The organism is Pedobacter faecalis (assembly GCF_030182585.1).
GTDB lineage: Bacteria > Bacteroidota > Bacteroidia > Sphingobacteriales > Sphingobacteriaceae > Pedobacter > Pedobacter faecalis.
Window position 1 is genome coordinate 1,244,755 of sequence record NZ_JARXOW010000001.1, and the last position, 19,653, is coordinate 1,264,407.

Sequence of the window (19,653 nt, forward strand, 5' to 3'; positions counted from 1 at the left end):
GCAGGGTTATTGCTCTACCTCTGCGGTAGAAAAGGTATTGCCCCGCAACCGGTACTGCATGGTTTTGGTACCGGCAGCTTTGCCTGTGGTATCGTCTGGATTTTTCACAGAGAAGGTCCTGAACAGGTCTCCAGCCTTAATCATAAAGCGATCATTTCCGGCATGCTGCTTTTTCAAATTGCTGCTTAAGCCCGGAAACCTGATCTTATTAAAACTTCCATTGCTGTATTCATAGACGTTGAGGTCGGCCACATTATGATCGCCGCGTACCTGAACGTAAATCTCCGGATCGCCGTCGGTATCCAGATCAAGGTTCCAGGCATCAGTGATTACTGTTTCGCGCTCATCAGAAAAAGAGCGGTAGCGGTTTTTGAGGGTGTCCGACATCAGTATGAGAAAACCACCCACACTGTCGGCCCCCTTACCCCAGCTCACCACCTCGAAATTTAATCCCGGTCTGATCTCGATGTCCTTATAAAAAGGAAATACCGACTTCGGTTCAGGTGCCTTTTCCTCGGCAACCTTGCTGTCCTGAACCTGTTCCGTATTGCTGTCGCCGCAAGATGCCAGCGTCAGTAAGCCGGCAAATAAGCATATATGTATAGTTAAAAACTTCATAAAGTGAACTATATAAGCACTTTCACTTCATCTTCTTTAGCCGCCAGATAACGCTCTGCATCAAGTGCAGCCATACATCCCGATCCGGCAGCAGTAACCGCCTGACGATAGTAGTGATCCTGAACATCACCGCAGGCAAACACACCTTCCACATTGGTTTTGGTAGTTCCCGGTACCGTTTTCAGATAACCGGTCTCATCCATATCCAGCCAGCCTTTAAAGATGTCTGTATTGGGTTGGTGACCAATTGCCACGAAGAATCCTTCTACAGGAATATCCGACTCAATACCGGTCTGATTGTTGTGTACACGGACAGCAGTTACATTTTTACCGTTACCCAAAATCTCTTTGGTTTCAGTATTGTACAACACTTCAATATTAGGTGTGTTCATTACGCGGTGAATCATAGCCTTCGAAGCCCTGAATTCATCGCGACGCACCAGCATATACACCTTGCGGCAAAGCTTAGCCAGGTACGTCGCCTCTTCAGCAGCCGTATCTCCGGCGCCTACTATCGCCACATCCTGCCCCTTAAAGAAAAATCCGTCGCACACCGCACAGGCCGAAACACCAAAGCCGTTGTACTGCTGCTCGCTTGGCAAACCAAGCCATTTAGCCGTAGCGCCAGTCGAAATGATCACAGTGTCTGCGGTGATCGTTTTGATCTCGTCGATGACCACTTTATGCGGCAGCGACGAGAAGTCGACCGAACTCACATAACCAAAGCGGATGTCTGTACCAAAACGCTCGGCCTGCTTGCGAAAATCGTCCATCATTTCCGGACCTGTAATACCCTCGGGATACCCTGGAAAATTCTCTACTTCAGTGGTAGAGGTAAGCTGACCTCCAGGCTGCATACCTGTATACATAACCGGCTTTAGATCAGCGCGCGCAGCATAAATTGCTGCAGTATAACCTGCCGGACCTGAACCTATGATCAAACACTGAACGTGCTCTGTTTCTTGCTGTGACATCATTTTAGATTTCTATTATGATACAAAATTACACTTAATCCGCGTATCGAACAAACGCCACCCTGTAACAATTACGCAAAGGTGATAAATGTATTGGCGAGAAGTTAGGTCTGGATAACTCCTACGTTAAACGGCTTTTTTATGGGCGATTGATTTGCTGCCTCTATACCCATGGAAATGACCTTGCGAGTCTCCAGCGGATCAATCACACCGTCGACCCACAACCTCGCCGCAGCATAGTATGGCGTGGTCTGCCCGTCGTACCGATCGGTGATTTCTTTAAGCAGTTCAGCCTCCTTTTCAGGCGTAATGGTCTCCCCCTTCGCCTTCAGCGAAGCCTCCTGTATCTGTAGTAATACCTTAGCAGCCTGTGCTCCGCCCATCACGGCGATCTTGGCTGTAGGCCAGGCATAAATAAGTCGCGGATCGTAAGCCTTCCCGCACATGGCATAATTGCCCGCACCGTATGAATTGCCTACCACTATGGTAAACTTAGGAACTACGGAGTTTGATACTGCATTAACCATCTTTGCGCCGTCTTTGATGATGCCCCCATGCTCAGAGCGACTGCCCACCATAAAGCCCGTCACATCCTGCAAAAACACCAGTGGAATCTTTTTCTGATTACAGTTCATAATAAAGCGCGTAGCCTTATCCGCACTGTCGGAATAGATCACCCCGCCAAACTGCATCTCACCCTTTTTTGACTTCACCACCTTACGCTGATTGGCCACAATACCTACCGCCCAGCCGTCGATACGGCCCAGTCCGCATATAATGCTTTGTCCGTATAACTTCTTATACTCCTCAAAGTCAGAATCATCTACCAGGCGATGTATAATATCAAGCATATCGTAAGGCTTCTCCCGGTTTTCCGGAAGAACCCCATAAATTTCCTCCTGCTCCAGTTTAGGCAATGCAGGCTTTATACGGTCGAAACCCGCCGACTCCGGTGCGCCCATTTTACTTATGATATTCCGGATACTGTCCAGACAGGCCTGATCATTCGGATGCTTATAATCGGTCACCCCCGAAATCTCGCAATGCGTGGTGGCGCCGCCGAGCGTCTCATTGTCGACCTCCTCACCTATAGCCGATTTAACCAAATAGGAACCAGCTAAGAACACGGAGCCGGTACCGTCAACGATCATCGCCTCATCGCTCATTATGGGCAGATAAGCACCCCCGGCCACGCAGGAACCCATGATGGCCGCGATCTGCACGATACCCTCTGAAGACATGATCGCATTGTTCCTGAACATCCGGCCGAAATGCTCCTTGTCCGGGAATATCTCGTCCTGCATAGGCAGGTACACGCCGGCACTGTCGACCAGATAAATGACCGGCAACCTGTTTTCCATAGCAATTTCCTGCGCGCGCAGGTTCTTCTTGGCTGTCATAGGGAACCATGCGCCCGCCTTTACCGTGGCATCATTGGCCACGATCATGCATTGCCGTCCGGCCACATAACCGATACCGCAGATCACCCCAGCAGAAGCACAGCCGCCCTGTTCCGCATACATACCCTCGGCTGCAAATGCACCGATCTCCAGAAAGTTGCTGTCTTTATCGATCAGGTAGGCTATACGCTCCCGCGCCAGCAGCTTTCCCTTCTCCTTCTGCTTCGCCGCACTTTTTTCGCCGCCACCCTTATATATCTTCTTCAGGCGGGTCTTCATGTCGTAGACCAGCTGCTTGTTTACGTCCTCGTTTTTGTTGAATGCTATATCCATGGGCGACCAAGTTAAACCTATTTTTCAGCATAACAAAAGTCCGAAACAGGCTTTGGTTCAAACACATCAAAACATCAGTCTAAACCCTTTTCCCTTCCTGGGGCGGTCAATTTCCTCGAACCTTTTAATTTCAGCCTTTAGACGTTCTGCGTACTCTTTGCTCATAAATTCCCGGAAATAGGTCAGGTCACTTGTATCCAGCGAGCGATTCAGCGCTGTAATGTAACCCGGCTTTGACTCGTTGTGTACGATCGCAAGAGGCAAATCATAATAACACTGAACATAGTTCATCAGCAGTCGCGAAGTCCTGCCATTACCGTCGTACCAGGGATGGATATTTACAAGGTTGTAATGCGCATCGAAAGAAAGATTAATCTGTTCCGCAACTGTTAACGTTTTTTGCATTAACTCCTTCATAGTGCTAATCATATCGTTCAGTAACGGAACAAGCTTGTTATAATTCGGGAAGTAGGTGATCCCAGCCTGAACATTGCCTAGTCGGAGCTCACCTTTCGTCGCGTCGACAACCCCGAGCATCGTATGATAAACCTGCCCGGTATTGCGCAACACCAGCGAATTAATTTCTTTCAGGAAATCCAAAGATACTGTCCTTTTTTTTCTCGCTTCCTGTAATGTAAACAACAAAGCGGCATAGTGATCGGTCGCCATTAGCGTGTCATGCAAAGCCTTGTTATTAGGAGTTAAACCGTCTTCAAGCAAAACCCTTGTTTCCAGCTCAGTCAGCGTTGAACCTTCAATTTTAGTCGAATGGTGAACAATCGAAATATGATTAAATTTCTCATGATCTACCACCTGTGCTATGCCTAAGGTGTTATATCTGTCTATTAGCTTTACTAAGTCCATCTTACCAAATCATGAGTATTTTGATTGTAAATGTATCCATTAAAAATCCATCTTACAAGCCCCTCACCACTCCGGTCGCCGGCGCCCCTCTTTCTTCTGTGCCTGAATCTTTTTGTTTTCAAGCCTTTTCCTGATCACTGCCTTCGGCGTTTTCGTGGGTTTGCGAAGCTTGTCTACATGCAAACTCTTGCGCAGCAAGTCAATCAGTTTTAAGACCGTGCGCTCCTTATTCATCAGCTGACTGCGATCTTCCTGCGAGACGACATGTAAATAACCTTCGGCATCAATCCTGCCTGCCAGTCGCTCGCGCAACAACGATTTCTCTTCATCAGTTAGAAAAGGTGCGCTATCAGGATGAAACAGCAGCTCCACCTTGCTCGAAACCTTGTTAACGTTTTGTCCGCCTTTACCGCCACTACGCGAAGTGCGGAAAACGGCCACTTTAAGAATATCTTCTTTTGCCGGTATCATGGTGCTAATGTACAGTTATTCCCTGATCCAGCCAGTCTCCTGCTCCTTGTCCCTAACCAGCAGATGCCCTTTGAACGTACCGATCACGCTGACTGCTTCACCTGCACTGGCCAAACGCTTTACTGCCGCCGCGCTATCCGGGCGGTCGTATAAGGGCTGGGCCTCGTTGCGCAGGGTAAGACGTCTCACCGGCGTTTCTACACTGCCGGTATGCCGGCTTTCCACATACCCTAAGGTCTGGTCGGGCAATTGCACCCGGTACCAGCTGCCGCTTGCACCGGTAATATGCAAAACGGTATTTGCTGGCAAAGTAGCAAGTTCATTCGAGGCTCTGTCGGCCCCAGTATACAAGCCCGCCGACCTCAGTGTCCGCCGAGTAGCGTTAAGTGCACTTAGCGACGCGGTGATCTCGGGCGGGGTCTTCACCACAGGGTTAATGAAGTGAAAGGGATCCACGGCGCCTTCAGATGTATAAATCCCAAAGTGCAAATGCGGTGCGGTAGTCTTCGCATTGCCGGTATTGCCGATCAGTCCGAGTGTATCGCCAGGCTTTACCGACTGCCCTTCCCTGGCAATCTGCTCGTCGAGGTGGGCATAATATACCGTATAGTCCTTTCCTGATGGCCGCAGCCATACCACCCTGCCGCCCAAATTATTTTCATTCACACGCAGCACCGTGCCCTCTGCCACAGCCAGCGCCGGTGTACGCCGCGGTGCAAAAATATCTACGCCCTGATGCTTCCGGGTATTCGCGTCCCTTCCATCGCCAAAAAAACTTTGTATCCTGTGCTGTTTTGAAGAAGCGGTGGGGTAATCTAGCGAAGGGCCGGCGGTGATCTGAAGCGTATACGAGCCACTGCGAAGCAACTCAGGCTGAAGTCGGAGCATATAGGTGGTGGCGCGACTGGCCTCCAGACTTATCGGGCTGCCCACCGTATCGGCAGAAGCCACAAGCTTTGCCTCGCGGTCGTCGCGCAGCTCCCATAGGTCCATATAGATCATAAAGCCCTCGGCGGGTGTTTTTGTAAGGCTCAACGTAAGTTTTTGTCCACGCACCGCCTCAAAAGTATAAGCAACAGCGGGTACCTTTTCTGCCGCGAAGTATCCGCTTTCCTTAAACGGAACATTGATACGAAGCGCACGGGTACGGCTTTGTTCAGCCGCTGAAATCCACTGTGCACCCATTGCTGTGCGGTCGAGCCCCGAGCTGACCAGCTTACGCTGATAAGCGTCATGCGGCGAAGCGGCTTTGAACAGGTTTATGGGTCCTGTGCGGCAGGCTTGTAAACCCAAAAGCAACACCGCTGCACACCACAAGGCACGCACCTTACCTAAACCAAAACGATCAACCGTATAAAACATAAATGCCAGGATTGTTCAAGAAAAACAATCCTGGCATGGTAGTGTTTGGTTTTTGTATCTTAAGCACCTTAAGGTGCAGCTATTTACAGTTCTCTGATCCAGATGTTGCGGAAGCTCAGCGGCTCACTCGGATCGCCGTGCGACTGCAGCTTGATGGGTGAAGCACCATGCGCACGTCTGTATGCTGCCTCACCAATGTATTGGGTCGGGCCTTTCAATGTGTAGTTATCCTGAACCAGTACCCCGTTAAAAAGCACAGTTACTCTTGCCGGCTCCTTCAAAGACTTGTCATCATTGAAAACAGGTGCATGCCAGATCACATCATATGAGTTCCACTCTCCCGGTTTTGCGGTAGGATTTGCCAATGGCACCGCCTGCTTGTAAACGCTGGCAGCTTGTCCGTTCGTATAAGTATCGTTCTGATAAGAATCAAGGATCTGCAATTCATAACCACCATCGCCTTTGCCAAGCGAAGCAAGGAAAAGTCCGCTGTTGCCCCTACCCTGACCTTTACCGGTAATGTTGGCCGGAACCTGCCACTCCAGGTGAAGCTGGTAATTGGTAAATGACTGCTTGGTTTCAATATTGCCACCCGCTTTTTTGTCGACCGTAAACACGCCCTTTCCAAGCGTCCATTTGGCCGGCTGGTCGCGATTTTCGGTCATCACCCATTTGCTCAGGTCTTTTCCGTCAAAAAGCACGATGGCATCTGAAGGTGGCGGCGTAAACACACCCTTTGCCTGCACCACTTTAGGTACCGGGGTATACACTTCTGTATCTTCAGGCTTAGCCTGGTTCTGTGCATTCGCCATCGTTATTCCTCCTATAACCAGGGAAACCGTGTAAAGTATTCTAGCTGATCTCATGCTATAATTGATTATATTTTTCATTTGTGGCACTAATATAAAGGCTTTTATCTGGCATTCACATCGGTGACCCAAATATTTTTATTTTCCTGAGGCTCATCGGTAGCCACAATAACAAGCTTGCCGCCCGCTATGATCTCATCGTGACTGAGCCAGTTGCGCCCCAGCACCTTGCCGTTCAGCCGCACCTCGCGGATATACATATTGCGTTCCGAAAAGTTTTCTACCTCTATGTCGAGCGATTTGCCCTTAGGCCAGCTGAACTTCACCGAGCGGAACAAAGGCACATTGAGGTAGTAAACCGGATGCCCTACACAAGCTGGTGAAATACCCGTAGCGGTAAGCACGAACCAGGCCGACATAGCTCCCGCATCGTCGTCCATCGTGCGCACGTAAGCCTGCGGCTTGTTCTGATAAATACGATCTACAAACGGATCTATGCCCCGGCTGTTGTCGTTAAAATAATACTGCACCACCGTGTCTACCGCATAATTGCGCATCAGCTTCTGCGATTTCCAGGCCTGCGGCGTAGCGTTGTACATCAACGGAACCTGCAAGTCGGGCTCATTGGCGTGATTATACAGGTCATTTTTAAAGAAGTAGTCCAACTGCTCGATATAGGTCTGTTCACCGCCAATCAGATCGATCAGCCCCTTTACATCAAAAGGCACGAACCAGCGGTACTGCCAAATGGTGCCCTGGTATAGTTTGCGCGCCTGCATGCGGTCTACATCCGAACGTGTAATGTCTTTAAAGTCTTTATTCCAGTAATTTTTATACTCCATCGCTTTAGCGAGGTACTTGGCCGAAAGCTCTTTATTGCCTTGCAGTCTAAGGATTTCCGACAGCGCCCAGGCATCGTAAGAAGCCTCGAGTGCTTTGTCGGGCTGACCATAATCGAGTCCGTCAACTTCTTTAATTAGGGAATCGGTGATTTGTTTGGTGTTGATCTTATGTCCTTTACGCAACGCATCCAGGATCACAACCACCGCATGCTCTGTACGCACTGTAGGCGACGGTTCGTTCTTCGTGGCGTAGTCCTTCTTGCCGTACTTGTACAGGTTTGCGATAGACACCGCCACATCCTGAAACCTTTCGGGGTAAGCGAGCGACAGCAACGGCAGTTGTGTACGGTAGTTGTCCCATATGGCCCAGCCGTTGTACATCATGTTTGTCGCCTTTTGTGTCGACCCGTCTATAGCTTTATATGCACCATCGGCCTCCGAGATTTGGTAGGGCGACTGTATCGTACGGTACAGCAGCGAGTAGAATAATTTTTCCCTTTCGGCATCGCCCTTTACCTCAATCCGGCCCAGGTGTTTTTCCCAGCCTGCGTCACTCTGCTTTTTCAGTGCATAAAAATCGGCGGTGCTTTGCGCGCGCTGTGCATAGGCCACACCAGTAGATGAGAAGCTGACCCTAATACCAATCTCTTCATCCTCCGCACCTGCGAGAACCAGCAGTTTGCGCTCGGTCAGACTTTCAAACCTGACCGGTTTGGTAAATAACACTTCGTAGTAAACCCGGTACGCCCCAGCACCGCAAGTGGTTTTGGAGTTTATGAATCCAGTGATCTTATTTCCGTCGATCTTATGTTCCTCCGCCAGAAAACCTCCGTTAAAGGCGTAACCCAGATCGATATAAAATCCTTTTTCGCCCTTCGGCATCGTATAGCGGTGCATGCCCTGATTGGCCATAACGGTCATTTCTGCATGGATGCCGTTGCTGAAACCCACACTGTAATAACCCGGGGAAGCGCTTTCTTTAACCTTCATCAGGCGTTCGTCTTCCTGATATTTGCCCAGGAACGGCTTAATAAACAGATTACCCCCACTGCCCATACAGCCCACACCCTCGAAACGATTGTGCGTAAAACCCAAAAACTGTTTGGCATTATGCTCATAGCCGGTATGTGTATGCGGATAGGTTTGCGGACCAATGCTGAGCATACTGAAAGGATAGCTTGCCGCGGGCGAAAGTTGTCCGTGATCGCCCGAACTGCCTAGAAAGACATTGACTTGTGATGTATAATTGCCGGTATGTTTAGCAGGCTGAGGTTGCTGTGAAAAAGCATTCAGGGCAAATAGCCCCATGAGAAAAAGTAAAGAATGTTTCATATCTTGTGTGGTGACGGCGCAATTTAACAATTATTCGTTGATACATCCCTCTCTGTAATATTAAGGAATTTTAAAGGAAAGAGCGCTGAAAAGCTCTGGCTGTGCTATGCTTGGTATAGGTTTCGTAGAGGTTTGGAATAGGTTTGATATACCCCAAGGGGTATTCCAAACCCCTGTCAAACCTATCGCAAGGGCTGGTCGACGAGCAACTTTGTCGCTTATTACAGCAGCCGATTGCCGCACATATATGCTGCATGAACCAAAGGAGGGGTGTTCTGGCTGGCGGTAATAGACTAATTTTGTAGATTATTGTTCCTTAAGAGGATTTTTTCTGATATATTGGCATCTGAAAAAGCCAGTGGGGTTTTTTCAGCTTTGACACATCAAAAAACAACACATTAAATGAAAAAAATTGCACTTGCACTTTGTATGGCGGGTTTAAGTTTTTCACTTTCTGCCCAGCAGGCAGAGAAAAAAACTGCGGGAAACCCGGTATTTCCAGGATGGTATGCTGACCCTGAGGCGGCTATCTTTGGAAAACAATACTGGATCTACCCCACCTACTCTGCCCGCTACGAGGAACAGATCTTTATGGATGCTTACAGCTCTAAGGACCTTGTGAACTGGACCAAACACCCGAGAATTCTGGAAAAGGAAAGTATAAAATGGGCCAACAAAGCCATGTGGGCGCCATCGATCACTAAAAAAGGCAATAAATACTACCTCTTTTTCGGCGCCAACGACATTCAGAACAACAAGGAGCTGGGCGGTATCGGCGTAGCGGTGTCTAACAAACCGAATGGTCCGTTTAAAGATCATATCGGCAAGCCGCTGATTGATGCTTTTCATAATGGCGCGCAGCCTATCGACCAGTATGTTTTCAAAGACAAAGACGGTCAGTACTATATGTACTATGGCGGTTGGAGACACTGCAACGTAGTGAAGTTGAGCAAAGACTTTAAGAGCATTGTGCCATTCCCTGACGGAACAATGTATAAAGAGATTACGCCAAAAGGCTATGTAGAAGGTCCGTTTATGTTTATCCGCGACGGAAAATACTACTTCATGTGGTCTGAAGGCGGCTGGACAGGACCCGATTATTCTGTAGCTTATGCGATTGCCGATTCGCCGTTCGGACCTTTTAACCGCGTGGATAAAATCTTAAAGCAAGACCCTGCTATTGCCACAGGTGCTGGTCACCATTCGGTGATACAACATCCTAAGACGAAGGATTATTATATCGTTTATCACCGCAGGCCACTTGGCGAAACCAATGGTAATCATCGTGTTACTTGTATAGATAAAATGGAATTTGACGAGAACGGCTTGATTAAACCGGTGAAGATCACCTTTGAGGGGGTTACGGCTAATCCGCTTTAACAATGCAACACGAAGGCGCCCATAACTTAGACGATGCGACACTTCTGCTTCAGCTAAGTGAGGGGGACAAGCATGCCTTCGACATATTGTACAACAGGTACTGGAAACAGGTTTTCAATGCGGCGTACAAGCGCCTGAATGATATAGAGAAAGCGCAGGACATTGCTCAGGATGTATTTGTGCAGCTATGGATCAGGGCTTCTGCTTCGCCTATTGAAAACCTGTCTTCGTATCTGCATGTGGCTGCGCGAAACGGAGTGTTTAAACATTTCGAAAAGCAGTCGAGGTTGAAAATCGTGCCGGAAGAAGCAGGCGAAACGGCCGACCCGGTCTACAGCGACGGACTGATTATGCACAAGCAATTCCTTGAGGAGTTCCGTCTTTTGGTAGAGCGCCTGCCCGCACAGCAGCGCACCATTTTTAAAATGCGGTTCGAAGATGACCTTTCGAGCCTGCAAATTGCAGAACAATTACAGATATCTCCTAAAACAGTAAGAAACCAGTTAGGAAAAGCACTCGCAACGCTTCGTTCTTCCCTGTTTATGATCTTTTTCGTGCATTTTTTACGCTAATTTTTACTGGCAGCCCAACAATTGAAAAAATATTTGCGATTGGCGTGGGCTATTCTCAAAAAAACGACTCTTTATAAGATATAGGGCATAATGAAAGATATTAACAAGCAGCATTTTCAGGACATGCTGGAAAGATACCGGCAAAATACCGCAACTAAAGCGGAAGTTGAGTTCCTTGAACGCTATTATAAAGCGTTTGAGGAGGGCGCCGACCTGATTAACGACCACAACGAGTCGTCTTATGCCTTTGTACGCAACGAGATTAAGTCGACCGCCGACAAGCGGATCGCTGCCCTGCAATCTAAAGGACGTGTAAAACGTTTGTGGCTGGGCGGTGTTGCCGCAGCTGTTGCGGTGGCTATCGCGGTGTCTGTTTCTGCTTATTTTTTCGCGGATAGAAGCTCGGAAGACCTGATTGCGCAGGTGGACGAACTTGCCCTGCCTGGTGGCAATAAGGCTACTTTAACCTTGGCCAACGGCGCGCAGGTAGTGCTTACAGAGGCCGCCAATGGGGAGATTGCCCGGCAGGCTGGCATCAGCATTACGAAAACGGCCGACGGCAAGATCATTTATACCGTAGCGAAGGCTGGTGCGGATGCTGAAATGGATGAGGCAACTGCTCAACTTAAGAATACCATTACCACCCCCAACGGTGGTGAATATACGGTTGTGTTGCCCGACGGAACGATGGTGAAGCTCAACGCAGCAAGTTCCCTGGTCTTTCCGACGTCATTTCAGGGCGATGAAAGAATGGTTGAACTCAGTGGTGAAGCCTACTTTGAGGTTGCTAAAAACAGACAGATGCCTTTTCGTATCAAGTCGGGTATGCAGACGGTAGAAGTGCTTGGTACGCACTTCAACATCAGTGCGTACGATAACGAGGAAACTATGAAAACCACACTGGCTGAGGGTTCTGTAAAGGTTTCTTCAGGCAGTTATGAGAGCATCATTGTACCGGGACAGCAAACATTAGTGAACAGACAGGTAGCGGGACCGGTTAAGAAACAGACTGTAAACCTGGATAAGGAACTGGCATGGACCAACAATCAGTTTGTTTTTGAAGATGATGATATCCGCTCGGTGATGCGTAAGATTTCGCGCTGGTACAATATTGATATACGCTATGAAGGCGATCTTTCTGACAACACATTTTCGGGCGGTATATTCCGCAGTATGAGGTTGTCGGAAGTACTCAAAATCCTTAAGCTTCAAGGCTTTGATTTTGATGTGCGCGGCCGGGAAATAACCATCCGGTATAAAGCAGAGGATAATAATGACAATAATTAATCATACCCACCTAAACCAACTAACGGATTATTTACCAACTAAACCAGGAGAATGAAAAGACAGCTACTAAACACCTAGAACCACCACAATTCAGACTAAAAAAGCCGAAGGTATCTCACCACCCTCGGCCCTAAAAGAGGTCGGCAGCCGGAAGTAGAAGGTCGGGCTGCTATTTATTAACCTAATTCTTATTCAAAAGTATGAAATTAACTTTTCTTTACAACCCTGTATCCCGGATACAGCGGGTAAAGTATAAAATCTTAATAGCGATGAAGTTAACTGCTATTTTGTTACTACTCGGCACCATGCACCTGTCGGCCGCCGTATACTCGCAGAACATAACCCTTTCAAGGCGCAATGCCACATTGGAGAGTTTGTTTAACGATGTAAAAAAGCAAACAGGTTATCTTTTCTTTTATAACGGTAAAATCAATACCAAGAACCGCCTGCTTAATGTGGAGCTTAAGAATGTTCCGCTTGAGGAGGCTTTACAGGCTTTCCTTGACAAACAGGACCTGACCTATAAGATCGTGGACCGCACCATTGTGATCATGAACGAGGCGCAGACAATGAACCAATCGCTCATGGACCAGATCAATGCCCGTAGACTGGAGATTACAGGTAAGGTACTTGATGGTGATACGAAAGAGGGTATGCCCGGGGTGAATATCTCGCTTAAGAGCACCAAAGCTACGCTTGGGCAGACTAATGGGCAAGGTGAATTTAAAATAAACGCCCAAGCGGGTGACGTGATCGTCTTTACCTATGTGGGGTATAAGCCTTATGAAGTTAAGGTAAGCGACGCAAAACGTTTGAATATTGTCCTTGAGCCTCTGGTAAATTCCATGGATAACGTCGTTATCACAGGCTACCAGACAATAAAGAAAGAGAGTTACACTGATAACGCCGTCACCGTAACCGGAGAGGAGCTTAAGCGTGTTAATCCTCTGAATTTACTGCAAAGTATCCAGGCATTTGACCCTTCCTTCAGACTTATGGAGAACAATCTTGGTGGTTCCGATCCAAACAGATTACCTAATATCAACGTGCGCGGATCGTCGGCACTCCCTAGCGGCGACGGTGAAGTTTTGCGCAGGGACAACATTACGAGCACGGTAAATATGCCTGCTTTCATCCTCGATGGATTCCAGGTAGACGTACAAAAGATCTTTGACCTGGACATTAACCGGGTAGCCTCGGTTACCCTGCTTAAAGACGCCGCAGCAACCGCAATTTATGGCTCCCGTGCCGCCAATGGTGTTCTTGTTATTACGACCAAAGCACCTCAGGAGGGTTCCTTAAGAATTACTTATAACGCAGAGGGATACGTGAGTACGCCGGATCTTTCAGACTACCAGGTATTGAATGCTTCAGAAAAACTACAGTATGAGCAGCTTGCTGGTCTATATAGTTCGAACGTGGTTTTTCTGCCTCAAGACGAACTTGACGAATTATATTACAGCAAATTAAGAAATGTTGTAGGTGGAGTTGACTCCTACTGGCTTTCGCAACCTGTAAGGACTACTGCCGGACAAAAGCATTCGGTTAACCTGGAAGGTGGATCGGAAACGTTCCGCTATGGCGTTGATCTTCGTTATCAGGCAAGACCTGGTGTAATGAAGGGTTCGTCTAGAGACCAGTACTCTGGCGGTATGACCTTCATGTACAATAAAGACAAGCTTCTTTTGAGGAATGACTTGCTTATTACCCAAATGAATGCGAAGGAGTCGCCTTACGGAAGCTTCGCCAATTATGTGCGGATGAACCCTTACTACCCTATCCGCGATGCTGATGGCAGAGTACTGCGCGAGGTTGATCTCTGGGAAGATCAAGCACGTAACGAGCACGTTGTTCTAAACCCGCTTTACGACGCTGGTCTAAGCAGCTTCAACAAGTCGGCATACACTGAGATCATCAACAATTTATCAGGTGATTATGAACTGTCGAACAGCTTACGTTTACGCGGTCAAATGAGTTTAACTACACGCTCTAATTCTGATGACATATTTAAGTCGCCGATGTCCAACGAGTTCTATTTCTACGAATCGACAAGACTTGATGAGAAGGGTAGCTATACCGACAGACACAGAAAAGAAACATACTGGGACGGTAATATCCGCCTTACCTGGTTTAAACAACTGGACGGACATGCCATTAACCTGCTTGGTGGTGTAAACGCCCGCACTGAATTGTCTGACGAGAAAGAATACACAGCAGTCGGTTTTGCTAACGACAGGTTTACTAGCATCGGTTTTGCCAGGGGTTACGCCGAAAACGCTACGCCTCTGAGCGGAATCCGTGAATCGCGTTTGCTCGGTTCTTTCATGAGTTTGAATTATTCCTATCAAAACAAATATCTGCTTGATGCAACCGGCCGTCTGGATGGTTCATCAAAGTTTGGTAACGAAAACCGGACGGCACCTTTCTGGTCGCTCGGTCTGGGCTGGAATGTACACAATGAGAAGTTTCTGGCCGGTCATCCGGTTATCAGCCAGCTTCGCGTAAGGGCGTCTACAGGTTTAACAGGTTCGGTAGAATTTGAACCGTATTTATCAAGGACTACCTATAACTATCAAAATGGTAACTGGTACAGCAGCGGTATCGGAGCTATCGTAAACAATTATGGTAACTCAGCACTTTCCTGGCAGAAAACCCAGATGACAGATATCGGTATTGAAGTAGGTTTATTTAAAGACAGGATATTCGTGTCACCACGGGTTTACAGGAAGTTCACTAAAGACATTCTTGCGGACATCACGCTCCCACCTTCAACAGGTTTCTATTCTTACAAAGAAAACCTTGGGGATATGGAAAACAAGGGTGCTGAGTTGAACTTAAGGGCTGACGCGGTGCGTGAGAAGGACTGGACGGTTAGCCTGACAGCTAACCTTGTAGCAAACAGAAACCAGATTGTCCGTATATCAAACGCGCTAAAGAAATATAATGATCGCGCAAATGAACTTCAGACAACCCCTACAGATCAGAACGGTTTCAGGGGTATTCCTTTGCTGCGTTACAACGAAGGACAGTCGATCAACGCCATCTATGCGGTCCCTTCACTTGGGATTGACCCGGAAAATGGCAGGGAATTATATAGAAAGCGCGATGGCTCACTGACTTACACCTATGACGTTAATGATGTTGTCGTGGTAGGAAACAGTGACCCTAAGGTTAACGGCTTTTTTGGAGGTACTGTTAGGTATAAAAACTTTTTGATGACTGCAACCTTTGAATCTCGTTTTGGCGGCGACATGTACAATAATACGTTGGTTGACCGGGTTGAGAACGCTGACGCAAGGTACAATGTTGACAGACGTGTATTCGACGAAAAGTGGAAACAAAGTGGAGATCTCGTGTTTTACAAAAACATTGCAGACCGAGGCGAAACACAAGTAAATTCCCGCTTTGTGATGCCAGACAACATGATCAATCTACAGTCTGTATATCTGTCGTATGATTTTGAGAAACGTGTTGCTTCACGTTTAAAAATGAGTGCCCTAAGATTTGCCGTGACTGCGAACGATCTTGCCAGATGGTCATCAGTAAAGCAAGAACGAGGCATTGACTATCCGTTTGCAAGAAGCATCAACTTCTCAATTAACGCTATTTTTTAAGGTAAGACATGATCATTAAACACATGAACACAAAAATAATAATCGGTTTGCTGGCCGTCGTCGTTTCCCTGACCTCCTGCAAAAAGTGGCTTGACGTGGAACCTGAGTCTGAAATCTCGGCGCCAGTGCTTTTCAGTACTGAAAATGGCTTTATGGAAGCCCTGACGGGCATCTATACTCGTTGTGCCCAGACAGATCTGTACGGTAAGGAGATGACTTTTGGAACTCCGGAAGTACTTGCTCAGAATTATACAATGGGTTTTAACGAAGGTTTGAATTATTCTCAAACAAGTCAGTATAACTATAATAATTCTGATTTCATCGACCGTAAGGACAAGATATGGGCAGCCCTGTATAACGGGATCGTAAATGCTAACCTGATTCTGGAGAACGTTGATAAAAACAAGAATGTATTTTCGGGCAACAACTACGCGATCGTGAAAGGCGAAGCGCTGGCTTTGCGTGCTTATCTGCATTTCGACGCGCTGCGGCTTTTTGCTCCTGCATATATCCGCGGTGCATCTAACAAGGGTATTCCCTATGTCATGGCATACACCAAAGACGTTACGCCTATGTCGACGGTCGGAGAAGCTATTGACAAGGCTATTGCTGATTTAGAAGAAGCTAAGCAACTGCTGGCTGCAGACCCGATCCGCAATGCAACGTATCTAATTAACTACCCCAGAGTAGTAGACGAGGACACCAACACAGAAGAGACTTCTCCGTTTCAGTTCCTGCAAAACCGCAGACACCGTTTAAATTATTATGCCGTTTGCGGAACGCTGGCAAGAGTATATCTGTACAAGAACGATCAGCCGATGGCACTTCAGAATGCGTTGGAAGTGATCAATGCTAAGAAGTTTCCCTGGACACTGAAGACAGATTTCAACGCCTTTGAAGAGTCTAAAAAGGACCGCATACTATATAAGGAGCTGGTATTTGGCTGGTATATGCCAAGATCGTGGTATGTAGAAGGGTCGACAGAAGATATTAAAGAGAATTGGTTTGTGAGCGGCACACGTGGATTGCATCTAAGCGAAGATGCCGCACGCAATATTTATGAGACTGGCGCTGCTGGTGCCAATGACCTGCGTTTTAAAAACTGGTTATCCCTAACCGGCTCGATCACGGCGAAAACATACGACATCGTTAAATATAATAGAAATTCACAAAACGACGCTGAGAGCGCAAACCTGCATTACCTGATGGCGCCAGCGATCAGGTTGAGCGAAATGTATTATATAGCAGCGGAATGTACTTATCCGACTGACGCTAGCAAGGCACTTGAATACATCAACGCCGTGAGGTTTCAAAGAGATGTTGATAACCTTACAGGAGTTAACTCTCAGGAAGAGTTTATGAGGGAACTTATAAAAGAATGTCGGAAGGAATGGCTAGCGGAAGGACAGTTGTTCTATATGTATAAGCGCCTTAACAGGTCTATCACTGGGCAAACAGGTTCGACTATTCCAGCGTCTGACAGGATTTTCGTTCTGCCCTTACCAAATGACGAAATCGTATACGGAGGAAGATAAGTAACTAATAAGAAAAAATGAGATCATATATATTAATATTAGGAATAATCATCGCCCTTGCTTCTTGTAAAAAGGCCGAGGAGATGCGTTTCGATCACACTGCGGGTGTCTATTTCGACTTCCAGTTTGACGGCAGAAAAGATAGCCTTGTAGAAACTTTTGCCTATAATCCTACCTTAGCCCAAGATACTGTATGGATACCCGTACGGATTTCTGGCGTCCGCACTGGTGCACCCAGAACATTCAGAGCTAGAATAGAGACAGATTCTACTTCGGCAGTTGAGGGCTTACATTACGAAGCCCTAAAGGATAATTATACTATACCTGCAAATGCCGGGTTTGCTTGGCTCCCCTTTGTGATTTATAATAAAGATCCGGAATTGGAGAATCGCGCTGTGTCGGCAATTATTAAACTGACCGCATCCGAAGATTTTCACATAGAAAATCCCTACTGGATTCGAGCAAAGGTTGTATTCTCTGCCAAGCTCGAAAAACCACACTGGTGGGATATGTGGCCTTTGCCACCATACTCCAGAGTCAAACATGAGTTGTTCATTATCGTAACGGGTGTCACCGAGCTCTCAACTGATGGCTTGGATGCTCCGAAGAACCTTTATATCACGGGCTTGCTAACTACTATGTTAAACAATCCGTTTAACTGGGTAACTAAGAATGCTGCTAAGGGTTACAGGCTTGAGGAAGTAACCCCTGGAAATGCCGACAGTTATTACTTTTTCAATATCAACAACCCGACTAAGAAGACATTGCTCAGAAAGAACCAACAGAACGGGAAATATTATTTCATTGATGAAAACGGAAACGAAGTCATCTAAACAGTAAAACGAACATGAGAAAGTTATTATTTTTTCTTTCGGTAATTTCGGTAATATTTACCGCGTGCCACAAAGATTTGGGTCATTATGAGATCGACATGCCGGAAACACCTGAAGTTGTTATGGATTCAGTCTTTACAGCAAATGTTGGTGATAGCCTAATCATTACACCTACGATTAAGAGTAAAGATCTTGCGAACATTGAACTGCACTGGCGAATTAGTGTTATGGAAGGCACCGATGTCCTTGATACCGGTGCATCCCTTCGTATAATCTACGGATTGCAGGCTAAACGCTATCCTGGGCGGCTTACCGTGTACAATAAAGCAAACGGAATGAAATATTTCCACAAGTTCTTTATTGACGGCGCTACGGAATTTGCACGGGGAACAAGCGTGCTTAGTGTTGAAAATGGGATTACACAATTCTCCTTTATAAAGCCGGACGGAACGGTTCAGGCTAGACTTTACCGGGCTATACATGGTAAAGACCTTCCTGCAAATCCGATGAACCTGTTCCTGCTCAGAAACCGGTTTACGGGTGGTACAATGCTCGGATACTGGATCATTACCAAGAACGGTGGGGTCAGGCTTGAACCAAACACTATGGTTGAAGACCCTAAATATCCGAACACACTTTCTGACAACTTCTTTGTTGCTCCGGATAATATTGAAGTGGGAAGTTTAAAACCTCATCAGCAAGGTATTATGGCCGGCGTAATAAACGGAACCTTATACGGAGGTACAACAAACACTTGGGATCAGGCACCTACCTACGGAATGTTCGGTCCTGCAGAAGGTGATTATGAACTAGCGCCTTCTTTTATTATGACCCAGGCAAATGCAGGAACCTCTTTTGTAGGTTTTGATAAAAACCGTAAACAGTTTCTGAGATTCAACGTGTATAGTGGCCCTACATATTTCGGGACACAATATGGAGTTCCTTCGCCAGCAGCGTTCAATCCAATGGCTGTGGACATGGACCTCATCCACATGGAGCAACTAAACAATACAGACTGCTATGCCTACTGTAAGTCAGCTGACGGGAAAATCCACGAGCTTCATTTTACAGTCAACTTTACTGGTCCATTCGAATTTAAGCCGTTAGGAAAGAGAGAATTTGTTAGACAAGATCTCATTACAGCAGATACGAAATGGCAAGGTGCCAGCAATGGCGTTATTTTTATGACCAAAGGAGAAAAAATCTATCGGTATAATCCCCTGAATCAAGAGGTTCGGGAACTTGTTACAACTTTTGAAAAACCTGTATCAATGATTAAACTATCGGAAGACGAACAAATTCTTAGGGTGGGCATCCAGGGAGGAATTTACAATCTGGACATTTCTACTGGTAAGTACGGTACTTTAATCGATAAAGTTGAAGGAATTCCAGGAAGCCCGGTGGATATTGTGGTAAGAACTAATTAA

Annotated in this window: 15 protein-coding genes; 7 read left to right on the forward strand and 8 right to left on the reverse strand. The window is 46.9% G+C overall.

Annotation, left to right across the window (positions count from 1 at the left end):
- Positions 1-6: 6 nt before the first annotated feature.
- The 8 genes from QEP07_RS05535 to QEP07_RS05570 form a co-directional block, all read right to left on the reverse strand.
- Positions 7-618, reverse strand: coding sequence for a hypothetical protein (locus QEP07_RS05535; RefSeq protein WP_285008962.1), 612 nt, complete (start codon positions 616-618; stop codon positions 7-9).
- Positions 619-626: 8 nt separating this feature from the next.
- Positions 627-1,595 carry a thioredoxin-disulfide reductase gene (gene trxB / locus QEP07_RS05540; protein ID WP_256004674.1) on the reverse strand — a complete coding sequence of 323 codons (969 nt, stop codon included), beginning with the start codon at positions 1,593-1,595 and terminating at the stop codon, positions 627-629.
- A gap of 101 nt (positions 1,596-1,696) precedes the next feature.
- Positions 1,697-3,325 (reverse strand): acyl-CoA carboxylase subunit beta, encoded by a 1,629-nt coding sequence (locus QEP07_RS05545; protein ID WP_285008964.1) that lies wholly within the window; start codon positions 3,323-3,325, stop codon positions 1,697-1,699.
- Positions 3,326-3,391: 66 nt separating this feature from the next.
- Positions 3,392-4,189 (reverse strand): Fic family protein, encoded by a 798-nt coding sequence (locus tag QEP07_RS05550; RefSeq protein WP_285008966.1) that lies wholly within the window; start codon positions 4,187-4,189, stop codon positions 3,392-3,394.
- A gap of 63 nt (positions 4,190-4,252) precedes the next feature.
- A complete protein-coding gene (gene arfB, locus QEP07_RS05555) occupies positions 4,253-4,660 on the reverse strand; it encodes an alternative ribosome rescue aminoacyl-tRNA hydrolase ArfB (protein WP_256004663.1) in 408 nt (135 codons plus the stop codon).
- 15 nt (positions 4,661-4,675) lie between these two features.
- Positions 4,676-6,022 (reverse strand): M23 family metallopeptidase, encoded by a 1,347-nt coding sequence (locus QEP07_RS05560; RefSeq protein ID WP_285008968.1) that lies wholly within the window; start codon positions 6,020-6,022, stop codon positions 4,676-4,678.
- An 83-nt stretch (positions 6,023-6,105) separates the two neighbouring features.
- A complete protein-coding gene (locus QEP07_RS05565; RefSeq protein WP_256004658.1) occupies positions 6,106-6,888 on the reverse strand; it encodes a 3-keto-disaccharide hydrolase in 783 nt (260 codons plus the stop codon).
- 47 nt (positions 6,889-6,935) lie between these two features.
- Positions 6,936-9,005 carry a glycoside hydrolase domain-containing protein gene (locus tag QEP07_RS05570; protein ID WP_285008970.1) on the reverse strand — a complete coding sequence of 690 codons (2,070 nt, stop codon included), beginning with the start codon at positions 9,003-9,005 and terminating at the stop codon, positions 6,936-6,938.
- 402 nt (positions 9,006-9,407) lie between these two features.
- Here QEP07_RS05570 and QEP07_RS05575 point away from each other — a divergent pair, with 402 nt between their 5' ends.
- The 7 genes from QEP07_RS05575 to QEP07_RS05605 all read left to right on the forward strand — a co-directional run bounded on the left by QEP07_RS05575 (position 9,408) and on the right by QEP07_RS05605 (position 19,653).
- A complete protein-coding gene (locus tag QEP07_RS05575; protein WP_285008972.1) occupies positions 9,408-10,385 on the forward strand; it encodes a glycoside hydrolase family 43 protein in 978 nt (325 codons plus the stop codon).
- A 2-nt stretch (positions 10,386-10,387) separates the two neighbouring features.
- Positions 10,388-10,957 carry an RNA polymerase sigma factor gene (locus QEP07_RS05580; protein ID WP_285008974.1) on the forward strand — a complete coding sequence of 190 codons (570 nt, stop codon included), beginning with the start codon at positions 10,388-10,390 and terminating at the stop codon, positions 10,955-10,957.
- Positions 10,958-11,047: 90 nt separating this feature from the next.
- The gene (locus tag QEP07_RS05585; protein WP_285008976.1) at positions 11,048-12,244 is read left to right on the forward strand and encodes a FecR family protein; all 1,197 of its coding nucleotides are present in this window, start codon (positions 11,048-11,050) and stop codon (positions 12,242-12,244) included.
- A 200-nt stretch (positions 12,245-12,444) separates the two neighbouring features.
- Positions 12,445-15,858 (forward strand): SusC/RagA family TonB-linked outer membrane protein, encoded by a 3,414-nt coding sequence (locus tag QEP07_RS05590; RefSeq protein ID WP_285008978.1) that lies wholly within the window; start codon positions 12,445-12,447, stop codon positions 15,856-15,858.
- Between the two features lie 23 nt (positions 15,859-15,881).
- On the forward strand, positions 15,882-17,393 hold the full coding sequence (locus QEP07_RS05595) for a RagB/SusD family nutrient uptake outer membrane protein (RefSeq protein ID WP_285008980.1): 1,512 nt from the start codon (positions 15,882-15,884) through the stop codon (positions 17,391-17,393).
- A gap of 17 nt (positions 17,394-17,410) precedes the next feature.
- The gene (locus tag QEP07_RS05600) at positions 17,411-18,226 is read left to right on the forward strand and encodes a DUF4843 domain-containing protein (protein ID WP_285008982.1); all 816 of its coding nucleotides are present in this window, start codon (positions 17,411-17,413) and stop codon (positions 18,224-18,226) included.
- 14 nt (positions 18,227-18,240) lie between these two features.
- Entirely contained in the window at positions 18,241-19,653 is a 1,413-nt protein-coding gene (locus QEP07_RS05605) for a PKD-like family lipoprotein (RefSeq protein WP_285008984.1), read from the forward strand.